At 61.4% G+C, this 9,586-nt stretch carries 14 protein-coding genes, 1 tRNA gene and 1 pseudogene; 7 read left to right on the forward strand and 9 right to left on the reverse strand.

Annotated features, from left to right (window positions below):
- The 3 genes from EOA85_RS18460 to EOA85_RS18470 form a co-directional block, all read right to left on the reverse strand.
- Positions 1 to 401 (reverse strand): terminase family protein (locus EOA85_RS18460; protein WP_245485857.1); only part of this gene is annotated, 401 nt, incomplete at its 3' end.
- Positions 340 to 738: a hypothetical protein gene (locus EOA85_RS18465; protein WP_245485855.1), complete on the reverse strand. Its 399-nt coding sequence runs from the start codon at positions 736 to 738 to the stop codon at positions 340 to 342. The genes EOA85_RS18465 and EOA85_RS18460, both read right to left, overlap by 62 nt.
- Positions 731 to 1,174, reverse strand: coding sequence for a hypothetical protein (locus tag EOA85_RS18470; RefSeq protein WP_127210684.1), 444 nt, complete (start codon positions 1,172 to 1,174; stop codon positions 731 to 733). The genes EOA85_RS18465 and EOA85_RS18470 overlap by 8 nt, the downstream gene beginning before the upstream one ends.
- A 343-nt stretch (positions 1,175 to 1,517) precedes the next feature.
- Between EOA85_RS18470 and EOA85_RS18475 the strand changes: the two genes are divergently transcribed.
- The gene (locus tag EOA85_RS18475) at positions 1,518 to 1,823 is read left to right on the forward strand and encodes a hypothetical protein (protein WP_023803842.1); all 306 of its coding nucleotides are present in this window, start codon (positions 1,518 to 1,520) and stop codon (positions 1,821 to 1,823) included.
- Between the two features lie 36 nt (positions 1,824 to 1,859).
- Here the strand turns inward: EOA85_RS18475 and EOA85_RS18480 are convergent, their stop codons facing one another.
- A complete protein-coding gene (locus tag EOA85_RS18480; protein ID WP_127210685.1) occupies positions 1,860 to 2,213 on the reverse strand; it encodes a hypothetical protein in 354 nt (117 codons plus the stop codon).
- Between the two features lie 157 nt (positions 2,214 to 2,370).
- On the reverse strand, positions 2,371 to 2,796 hold the full coding sequence (locus EOA85_RS18485; RefSeq protein WP_127210686.1) for a DoxX family protein: 426 nt from the start codon (positions 2,794 to 2,796) through the stop codon (positions 2,371 to 2,373).
- A 240-nt stretch (positions 2,797 to 3,036) separates the two neighbouring features.
- On the opposite strand from EOA85_RS18485, the gene EOA85_RS18490 reads away from it, so the two are divergent.
- Both EOA85_RS18490 and EOA85_RS18495 read left to right on the forward strand, forming a co-directional pair.
- On the forward strand, positions 3,037 to 3,627 hold the full coding sequence (locus tag EOA85_RS18490) for a TetR/AcrR family transcriptional regulator (protein WP_082982461.1): 591 nt from the start codon (positions 3,037 to 3,039) through the stop codon (positions 3,625 to 3,627).
- Complete coding sequence (locus EOA85_RS18495) at positions 3,624 to 4,460, forward strand: DMT family transporter (RefSeq protein WP_127210687.1); 837 nt, start codon at positions 3,624 to 3,626, stop codon at positions 4,458 to 4,460. Before EOA85_RS18490 ends, EOA85_RS18495 begins: the two co-directional genes overlap by 4 nt.
- 24 nt (positions 4,461 to 4,484) lie before the next feature.
- On the opposite strand, the gene EOA85_RS18500 is transcribed toward EOA85_RS18495, so the two are convergent.
- Positions 4,485 to 5,237 (reverse strand): tryptophan 2,3-dioxygenase family protein, encoded by a 753-nt coding sequence (locus tag EOA85_RS18500; RefSeq protein WP_065009063.1) that lies wholly within the window; start codon positions 5,235 to 5,237, stop codon positions 4,485 to 4,487.
- Positions 5,238 to 5,387: 150 nt separating this feature from the next.
- Between EOA85_RS18500 and EOA85_RS18505 the strand changes: the two genes are divergently transcribed.
- Together EOA85_RS18505 and EOA85_RS18510 are read left to right on the forward strand one after the other, a co-directional pair.
- Positions 5,388 to 5,861, forward strand: a complete 474-nt coding sequence (locus EOA85_RS18505; RefSeq protein ID WP_127210688.1) for an Lrp/AsnC family transcriptional regulator — start codon at positions 5,388 to 5,390, stop codon at positions 5,859 to 5,861.
- A gap of 559 nt (positions 5,862 to 6,420) precedes the next feature.
- Positions 6,421 to 6,936 (forward strand): hypothetical protein, encoded by a 516-nt coding sequence (locus EOA85_RS18510; RefSeq protein ID WP_095520879.1) that lies wholly within the window; start codon positions 6,421 to 6,423, stop codon positions 6,934 to 6,936.
- 65 nt (positions 6,937 to 7,001) lie between these two features.
- Here the strand turns inward: EOA85_RS18510 and EOA85_RS18515 are convergent, their stop codons facing one another.
- A complete protein-coding gene (locus EOA85_RS18515) occupies positions 7,002 to 7,388 on the reverse strand; it encodes an ester cyclase (protein WP_127210689.1) in 387 nt (128 codons plus the stop codon).
- Positions 7,389 to 7,514: 126 nt separating this feature from the next.
- Between EOA85_RS18515 and EOA85_RS18520 the strand changes: the two genes are divergently transcribed.
- Positions 7,515 to 7,588: transfer RNA gene (locus EOA85_RS18520), tRNA-Gln, on the forward strand.
- A gap of 404 nt (positions 7,589 to 7,992) precedes the next feature.
- A complete protein-coding gene (locus tag EOA85_RS18525) occupies positions 7,993 to 8,526 on the forward strand; it encodes a hypothetical protein (protein ID WP_127210690.1) in 534 nt (177 codons plus the stop codon).
- Between the two features lie 26 nt (positions 8,527 to 8,552).
- On the opposite strand, the gene EOA85_RS18530 is transcribed toward EOA85_RS18525, so the two are convergent.
- Both EOA85_RS18530 and EOA85_RS37555 read right to left on the reverse strand, forming a co-directional pair.
- Complete coding sequence (locus EOA85_RS18530) at positions 8,553 to 9,266, reverse strand: sulfite exporter TauE/SafE family protein (protein ID WP_127210691.1); 714 nt, start codon at positions 9,264 to 9,266, stop codon at positions 8,553 to 8,555.
- 27 nt (positions 9,267 to 9,293) lie between these two features.
- Positions 9,294 to 9,586, reverse strand: a pseudogene (locus EOA85_RS37555) (MFS transporter); the annotation flags it as partial.

Consider the following 9,586-nt stretch of genomic DNA (forward strand, 5'->3'; position numbering starts at 1 on the left):
CCCGACGCCCGTCCGGCCATCGTGCTGACGATGGCGTCGGCCGGGATCATGCCGGTGCCCCAGGCCGCCGGCTGCTGCGGCGGGCCAAGCAGGATGCGCTGCGGGTTGTCGCGCGTGCCTTCGCCGGTAACGCCGGCCGCCCACAGCCGCACGGCCGCGTCGAAGACCTTGCCTTGCCACCACCTGGGATAGCGGCCGGTGAGGTGCATTGCCCATTCCGCACCGCCGGCCCTTGTCTTGCCGAGCTGGTTGCCGGCCATGAACAGCCGCTCGCGGTTGGTCGCGCCCGCCGCATGGAACTCGGCCTGCCTGAGGTAAGGCCGGTAGGCGGCAAGCTGGTTAGTGCGGCGTCTGCGGTCCAGTTCCCTGAGCAGGCTCAGATACTCCTTCTTCGCCGCCAAGGCCCGCGAGGAACGGCCCGAGGACGGCTTCGAGGCCGCGGATGCGCTGCCTGATTTCGTCATCGCTCAATCCATCCAGAGTGTTGATGTTGGCGCCGAGATCCTTGGGCAATACCGACAGCACGATCTTCAGATACTGGTCGGGCTTTTCGGTGCGAACCTCGGCGATGACGCCGGCGCCATGCGCCCGGAAATCGGCGCGGATCGCTTCGAGGAAACCATCGCCCAGCGTCTTCTTCGCCCGCTTTGGGCGCGGCGCCGGCGGCCGCGCCGGTGTGCCGGGCGGCTTGCGCCTGGCGCGACCGGGCGACTTGGCGGCGGAAGCTTTGTCAGTCATTGGCTGCGGCCCCGACAGGCTCGGCTGGCCCGATCCCGGCCGCAGTGCCCCCGGCTGTGTCGGACTTCGCCGCTTTGCTCGCCGCCGGCCGTGCAGCCCTTCGGGCCTTACGCGGCTTCTTGCGGGGTTTGGCGCGCGGCGCTCTGGCGGCGCCGGTCGCGCCCTCGGTCGCCTCGGCGGCCGGTCGTGACACTTGTTTCAGCCTGGCGCGGACCATACCGACCGCACGGGCGTCGAGACCATGTGCTCCCACGGCAAAGCCAAAGCCGCCGACCGCATCGACGGAACCGCCCCGGACCATGCCGATCCGCACGCCGTCCGCGACCGGCTCGACCCGGCCGAGGCGCGCATCGGGTACGCCCTCGAACTGGCCGATGGCGCTGACGACCTCACGGCCGTCATCGTCGATGATGATGGTGGCATAACGGTTGGACATTGGGGGTCTCTGGGAGGTGCAGTATTGGTTACGGGAAGGGTCGCGATCGTTCGCGCCCCTCTGTCCGGCAGGACAGGACAGAGGGGGTGCTGTCCCGCCGACATTTGCTATCGGCAACACAGGCACAAACGTTCGAGAAGGCTAAAAACAAAAACCCGCCTCGGCGGGCGGGTCGTTGGCGCAACTCAGCACCATGACTATATTCCTAGCATAGCTGCCGTCACAAAGCAAGCGAAATCTCGTGGGCCGGCCCAAAATTCGGGCCCGCGCCGCGATATGCTGCAGCTGTCCGGATCGGAACCGGCGTTCGCGCGTTTGCAACTTTGCCAATGGGAGCAAAGCCATGAATGTCGCCAATCTGCAACTCGAAGGCCTGCTGATGGCCGTCGCATCGATCAATCAGGTCCTGGTCCGCAAGGGCGTGCTGACGGTCGAGGAGATAGACATCGCCTTGCGCAAAGCCGAAGCCAGCGAGACCAGCGAGGAGCGGTCCGAAGGCATGTCGGCGTCGAGCCGCGATGCCGTCAACTTCCCGATCCGGCTGCTGGAACTGGCCAATCAGTGTCAGCCGGAGGCGGACATGCCGTCGTTCTCGAAACTGGCGCGCATGGTCGGCCAGATGAAGGAACCCTACAACGACCAGATGTGAGGCGGCGAACAGAACTGACGCGCCGAGGCGGCCAGTCTAGCGGCCCTGCATGATCCTGATGACCTTGCTGTTGTCGGCGGTGGGCGAATGCAGCTTCACATAGTCGGCGTAGGTCAGCCTGCCATTGGCAAGGGCATTGCTGATACGGCTGCAGAAGGCTGTCTCGTACTTCGCCACGCTCACATCCATGATCGCGGCGTAAGTCTTCTTTTGGCCGAGCGGTGTGGCTCTCTCTCTTGCAATGCAGTCCTTGATGACCATGCGCTTCACGGCAGGGCTGCCTTCAAGTGTGGCATGCATCGTGTTGAACTCTCCTTCCGTCAGCGTGGTGCAGCCGGCAAGCAGTGACGTGCCGACCATGACGGCAGCAAAACGCATGGCGATGTTCATGAATTCCCCCAAAGACCCGCGTCTTGCTTATCGCGTTCAAAGTCACAACTACAGAGGCAATACAAGTCCATCTTCGCCGAGCCGAAACATTAGGGGCGGCAAATATATCGTACTACGCCGCCGGCCTGCTCCGTACTTTGCGACCGCAGCTCCCGGATCAGGATCTGGCGAATTCACGGTTCAGCGTCAGCACGCGGCCCGGCCCGTGCACTGCGGCAAACAGCAGCCCGGCCAGGAAAGTAAAATGATCGACGAAGAAGCCGAATTCGGCCTGGTTGCCGGCCCAGTGCGACGGCCCGTGGAAGGCAAAACCGAGGAACAGCACATAGGCGCCGGCGACAAGAGCGGCCTGCGAGAAGAAAGCGCCGGTCAGGAAGCACAGCACGAGGACGATTTCGAGCAGCGCCGCGCACCAGGCCAGAAACAACGGGAACGGAAATCCGGCGGCGGCGATGTAGCCCGCGGTGGCGCCCATATCCATGAACTTGAAGGCCACCGCCATCAGGAAGACAGCCGCGAAGATCAGGCGGCCAATGAGGATTGCGGCGGTCTGCCATGGCGTTTGAAGGACTTCGGACGGCATGTCTCTCTCCCAGCTGTTGCGACGGTTTCGACCCAAGGACGATCGGTCGGCCGCAAATCCGACATCGGCCGAAACTTTCTATGCCCTGTCCCCTCATGAATAAACCGTCCGGCTGCGATCGTCGCAGCACCGCTGCTGTTTTACGTTCATCACCAGGATCCGGCGACGGCCTTGACCGACGGGAGTTCCTCGCCTAGTTAATAGACAGACCTGTCTCACATCTTAGGGTGACAAGCCATGATCTCATCATCGCCGCTCGGCTCCGATAAGCGCAGGCACGTCGTCGAAACCGCTTATGCACTGTTCAAGCGCGACGGCTTCCATGCCACCGGCATCGACCGGATCATCGCCGAGGCGGAGGTCGCCAAGATGACGATGTATCGTCACTTCCCAAGCAAGGACGATCTGATCGTCCAGGTGCTCGACTATCGCGCCCGGCGTTTCGACCGTCAGCTCGATCGCCTTGCGGAAGAAGCCGTCACGCCCGAGCAGAAGATCGCGACCATCTTCGACTGGTACGAGCGCTGGTTTCGCAGCGCCGATTTCCACGGCTGCCTGTTTGCGCATGCGCTGGCAGAGTTTGGCAACCCAGAGCACCCGGTGTTCAAGGCCGTCGCCGGGCAGAAGAACGGCCTCAGGCGCAGGATGCAGTCCATCCTCGAGGACATCATGCCGCCCGACCGGGCCGCAAGCACGGCGGCGGCGCTGCTGATGCTCATCGAGGGGGCAACTCTCATGGCTGAGATGGGACAGGCCGACACAGCCATTTGCGATGCCCGCAAGGCTGCCTTCAGCATCATCGCCGCTCCCAGCGCCATGACCGCGCCATGAGCGCGACGGTCATCGGGCTGGCACTGCTTGCCGCAATCCTGCATGCAAGCTGGAACGCCTTTCTGCGAACCGGAGCCGACAGGCTGTGGACCGTCACTGTGATGAGCTTTTCGAGCACGGTGGTCGCCATTCCGTTGGCGATCTCCAGCGCGTTTCCGGCACCCCATGCCTGGCCCTATGTCGTGCTCTCGGCCTGCCTGCAGGTCGGCTACACCATGTTTCTGGTGGCCGCCTACAGGAACGGCGAACTGGGCCAGGTCTATCCGATCGTCCGCGGCAGCGTGCCGCTGCTGGTCACGCTTGGCGGATTTCTCCTGGCCAACCAGCATCTCGCCATACCGCAAATCCTCGGCGTCGGGCTCGTCGCCGGCGGCATCATGAGCCTTGCCTTGGGAAAGGGACGGACAGACATCACATCGATCCTCCATTCGCTGGCGGCGGGTGCGATCATCGCCGCCTATGCGACGGTCGATGCGATCGGCGTTCGTCAGTCGGGAAGCGCCACTGCCTACACCGCATGGGTTCTGCTGATCTACGGTGCCCTGCTGCCGGCAGCCTTCATTGCCTTCCGTGGCCGGCTCGTCGTCGATGTTCGCTCTGCCGAAACGCTTAAGGCGCTCGGCGGCGGCGTGTTCGCGCTGCTGGCCTACGGCCTCGTGGTCGCCGCTTTCGCGCTCGGGCCGGCCGGCCCGATCACGGCGATCCGGGAGACCAGCGTCATCTTCGCGGCGTTGATCGGTTGGCTGTTTCTCGGCGAGGTGCTGACGCCCCGGCGCATCGCCGCCTGCGCCATCGTCGCACTCGGCGCCATCTGCCTCGGCTATCAGCCGTGAGACTCCGGCGGGGCGCGAAGCGGCCTACTCGGCTGCCGCCTCCGGATGGCTGATCGGTGCCCGCACCGTCCCGTACTGGCTGCCCCAGCGGTCGGTCATCTCGCAGCGTATGTCCCACAGCTCCGGGAAGAAGCGATGAAGGGCGCCGGCCTGCAGCAGCTCGACCGGCCGGCCCTTGAGCGATTTCGAGCCTAGCCCGATCGAACGGTGGATGAGGTAGAGATGATTGGCGCGGAATTTCTGGAACAGCTCGTCGAATTCGATCAGCGCCTCGGCGACGACATAGCTGTCGCCGTGATCATACCTGATATCGTAGACATCCTCGACCGAGAGCCCGCGACCATCGAGATAGGACGCTTTGAAGGCCCGCCACAGGTCCGGCGGCATGCGCAAGAGCAGCTTGAAGCCCGGCGATTCCTGGCCGCTGCCATTGCCGAGCTGCAGGCGAATCTCCTGGTATTCCTTGGGCGACATGGTTTCGAGCAGGTCGAGCTGCGCCGTCATCATGCGCATCAGCCGATGCACGCGCCCCATCAGCGTAACGACGCGATGCGTGTTCTGCTGTTCGAGGAAGTCGACGACATCGACCAGCGTGTAGGTGATGAGCTTCATCCACAGCTCCTCGACCTGATGGACGATCTGGAACTGCAGCTCGTCGGCATTCACCATCTCGGCCAGCGGCTTCTGGCAGGCGAGAAGCTTGTCGCACCTGAGGTAGACGCCGTAGTCGCGCATCTCGGGCGCTTCGATGCGGGCATAATAGTCCGGCTTGTGCATGGCAGCTGCTCCTTTGCCCGGCCGTCGGTTGAGGGCATCCGAGCCTGAAGAATAAGCGCTTTTGGCTTGAACATTGTTCCATTCTGTTATTCAAATAGCGAGAATTGAAGGACGAACTCCCATTTATGGAGCCGTCTTGGAGAACGTTTGATGATGGATGCCCTTGACCGGAAGATCGTCGCTGCGCTGGAACGCGACGCGCGTACCTCCTTCGCTGTGCTGGCCGACGAGGTCGGTTTAAGCAAGACGCCGTGCTGGAAGCGGGTCAAGGCGCTGGAGGACGCCGGCATCATCCGCGGCTACTCGACACGGATCGACCCGGCAAAACTCGGCTTCGGCATCGAAGCCTTCATCCAGGTGTCGATCGATTTCGAGCTTTCCGAAGCCTTCGAGGCCGCCGTCCAGGCGCACCCACTGATCCAGCGCTGCCACGCCACGACAGGCGAGGCCGACTATCTCCTGCAGATCGTGACGGTCGACATGATGGCGTTGGACAGGATGCTGCGCGTCGAGCTCAGCCGCCTGCCCGGCGTGCGCCGGACGATCACCTCGATGGCCATGCGCGAGATCAAGGGCGACATTTCTTTCGCCAATGCCGTTGGGCACACGCAGCAGAAACGATAGGCGCTCGGCAGCGGCCGGGTTCGTCCGATTGGATCCAGTCACCGGGATGGTTCAGGCTGCGGTTTTGTCGGGCTTTTCTATCCCCGATACCGGGCTTGGGGCTGGATCGACATCCGGCTCCTTCTGCTGTTCGGCGTCAGCTTTCCGCTTCGGGCAGTCTTCGTAGCCGTGGTCGCGCCCGCCGCAATAAGCGCAGCATTTTGCAGGGATATCGGGGCGAAACATCGTCATGCATTGAAATGCACGTGGCGCCGGTCTGGTAGCGTCGCACCGTTGCCTTTCGCTTACATTAGGGATTTGGCGCTGAATCCGAGGCTTAAGGCGTGTAGCCCAGCGCGGCCAGGGCAGACAGCCCTGCAACCAGGCCAATTGCGATAACAATGCCGAAATGCCGTTCCAGGAATTTGCGCCCCTGCCAGTCGAATCGCATAGCTGAAACTCCGCCGCGTAATCTGGGGCAATGTGTTCAGGCGTCAAGGCCGGGGTCCTTGACAGGCGGTAGACAGGCAGCTGCCATTGTTCATATCGTGGTTCATATCGGAACGCGGAACGACACCTCATGGCCGAGCATTCTTCATCGGCGGGAGAAAACCACTCCCAGCCCGCTGCGGCATCTGACCCCCGCCTGGCCTTTGTTTATGCGGAAGCGGTGCGGGGTCTCCTGCATCAGCAGAACGTGGTGGAGAGCCTCAATACGCGAGCGGGCAATCTGATCTTTGCAACCGCGTTCGTGAGTTCTCTCCTCGGCGGCAGGGCTCTCCTGGACGGACTGGGGCTGTGGGACTGGCTGGCGCTGGCGTTGCTTTTCCTGATCGGGCTGCTGGTCGTGATCATGTTGTGGCCCTACTACGCCTATACGTTCCGCTTCGATCCAGAGCAGCTGCTCCAGGACTTTGTCGATAAAGACCCTTCCGGCACCATGGATGTGATGCACCGCGCGCTTGCGCTGCGCATTAAAACCGACATGGCCAGCAATTGGCGGATCATTCAGCGCTTGCGCATGTCGCTACAGCTTGCCTTGTTTCTATTGTTGCTGGAACTTCTGGCGTGGCTGTTGGCCATAACGCGAGTTTAGGCTCAGGCACATTGTCTAGCATCGTAAAGACTGCTTTGAGGCAAGATACGCGACAATCTATCGTCCTAAAGCTGAGCTTCGATAGCCGCCTTGTCTATAACAGACCATGCTTGTACAATTTTTTTGTCACTAAATTCGTAGATAATATTCTCAGCAAAGGAAACTCTCCGCCCGTTTACTGGGAGGCCAAGGAACATTTCTTTCGGCGTACAGTCGAACGCTAGCCGGCTCGCTATATAGGGCGGATCGGAAATCAGCATCTGAACGTTGAAATGAAGGTCCGGAATTTCAGCAAAGTCTCCCTCCAGCATTTCGAGATAACCTGATAACCCCAGCCGCCGGCCGTTGTGGATCACCTCATCATGAACGAATTGTCCCAGCTTCGGCCAGTCCTGCTTATTCAGGCAGGCAATGTAGTGTCGGTAGACGTCAGAGAGGTCGGTTTTAATCACGGCGATTGCTCCTATCTTCTACAAGGCCCTGCTGAAAAGGGCGTGTCTCGTGCTCAAGCAGATGACGGCATGAAGGCGGCTTCATGCGCGGATGAGAAAGTGCTAGACAGCGTTCACTTCCTCTACTCCCGCTTCGTCTAATGGTAGGACAGCGCCCTTTGAAGGCGTGAATCGTGGTTCGAGCCCATGAGCGGGAACCAGAAATTTCAAGAACTTAGAAGAATTTCGTCGCTCTATCGTCCAATATCTGGCCAATAATTGTCCGAGGTGGCGAAGGGCGATGAGCAGAGCGGCGAACTTGGCAGTTCCTCCCACCATCGCGTTCCAACATGCCCGAAACATACTCGTTGTCACGCATCGGTAGCCAGCCGCTTAGTTACCAACCGCTTAAAGCTCTCTGGACTCTCCTCTGCGGCGAAGGCATTCTCCCGCTTACCAAGGCGCCGATCAGGCTAACCGGTGGCGAAAAGCGCATCGGAAGGAGGCCGTCACGGCGACTTCTGCGCCCTATTCTCAGGCTGCTATTCCTGAGCGTGGGTTGCTCGCCATCGCAACTACTCAGTTCTTGGTCGAGCGCGCCGATGCGGTAGGCCAAAAGGCGAAAATGTCCCGTTGCATCAAAATACTAGGGGTAACGATCCTCTGCCTCACGGCATTCCCGGCGCTTGCCGGCGTCGATGTCGAGCAGGCGTTGGAAAGCTTCCATAGTACCTGCCTCGCCCTTGGACCGGATTTCGACCGGACAACGGCCGCCGCCGACGGGCTTGGATGGGAGCCGATTGCTGAAGACGCGTTTGCGAAGCTGGCTCCACTCGAAAACGCACGAGCCATGAGAGGGTGGAGGGCGACCGGCAAGGCCATGCCGGAAGGCACCGTGGTCGGCGTTTCGAAGGCGACGCTGAACGGCAAGGCGGTGCAGACTTGCACCGTCGCTATCGTTGACGTCCATGTCGAATCGTTCCTGAAGAGTTTTTTCACCCGGACCGATGCCGAGAAGATTTCCGAAGAGCGGAACGAAGTGCAGGTGTCCAGGCTCTACATACTGATTGCCGGGGATCGCAAGCAGTTCGTCAATCTCAAGTTCCCGGCTTCGACGGGAGAAGGCATGATTGTGGCGAGTTCGATCACCGGCGAATGACTGGTTCGGCTGAATCCTCGGCGATCTTAGAGAATTTCATGGACGGCAACTGCAACCAGGATGGCGCCGGCGACCGCTTCGATCGAGCGGATCGTAGCAGAGACAAGCTTCGGCCGCGATTTCAAAAGGTTGACCAGCTGCATGCGGAAGAACACCGCGAAGAGCGCGACGGCCGACAGCGTGAGCGCGACCCCTGCCATCATGGTCACCGCGAATGCGATGCCGGCTTCCGGCACGCCGCGGATCATGGCGAACGTCATGACGAACAATGTCAGAGGACATGGGATCAGGCCTGCCATGATTCCGACGGCGAAGCCCTCCTGGTGGTCATGCGGGTGAACTGGGTGCCGGAAGGCTCGCCATAGCATCCATACACCAATGAGGCCGAGAAGGCCTCGGCTCAAATCCTCCAGCATTGGCGCGCGGCCGACGCTTCCCAGCGCAACCGAGACCAGCGGAAGTGACAGGAGTGCAATCAGCACCGCTGAGGTGACGTGGGTGACGGAAAGGACAAGCGAGACCGTCAGGCTGCGCCCGAATCCGGCTGACGATCCGGCCAGGTAAGTCGCCAACACCGATTTGCTGTGGCCAGGCGTCATCGCATGCACCGCCCCGAACACGATGCCCATCGGCAGGAAAGCCGCCAGAGCGCTCCAGCTTCCGTCCTGGGCGAACGCCTTTATGTGCCCGGCGAAGGCGAGATAGATGTCCCGTTGGAGTTCGATGATCGTCTGCAACATGCCCGGGCCCGAATCACGCGCTGCCGCTCAAGGCTCACGCGGCCATTCCGGATGCAGCTTATCGATCACAAAGGCGTGGGCATGGCGATATCCGGAATGGTGCGTCCCCTCCGCCCAATGCGGATCATCCTCGGGAAGACCGGGATGCGGATGTTCAAGCACTTCCGGATCGGAAGCTGGCCACACCAGGAATGCGGCAATCAGGGCAGCACCCGCGATGCAGGCGAGGATCACGAATGTCGCCGCCAATCCGAAATTGACGCCCAGCCATCCAGCCAGCGGATAGGTGACAAGCCAGCAGGCATGCGAAAGCGCGAACT

Source organism: Mesorhizobium sp. M5C.F.Ca.IN.020.29.1.1, assembly GCF_003997375.1.
GTDB classification, from domain to species: domain Bacteria; phylum Pseudomonadota; class Alphaproteobacteria; order Rhizobiales; family Rhizobiaceae; genus Mesorhizobium; species Mesorhizobium wenxiniae.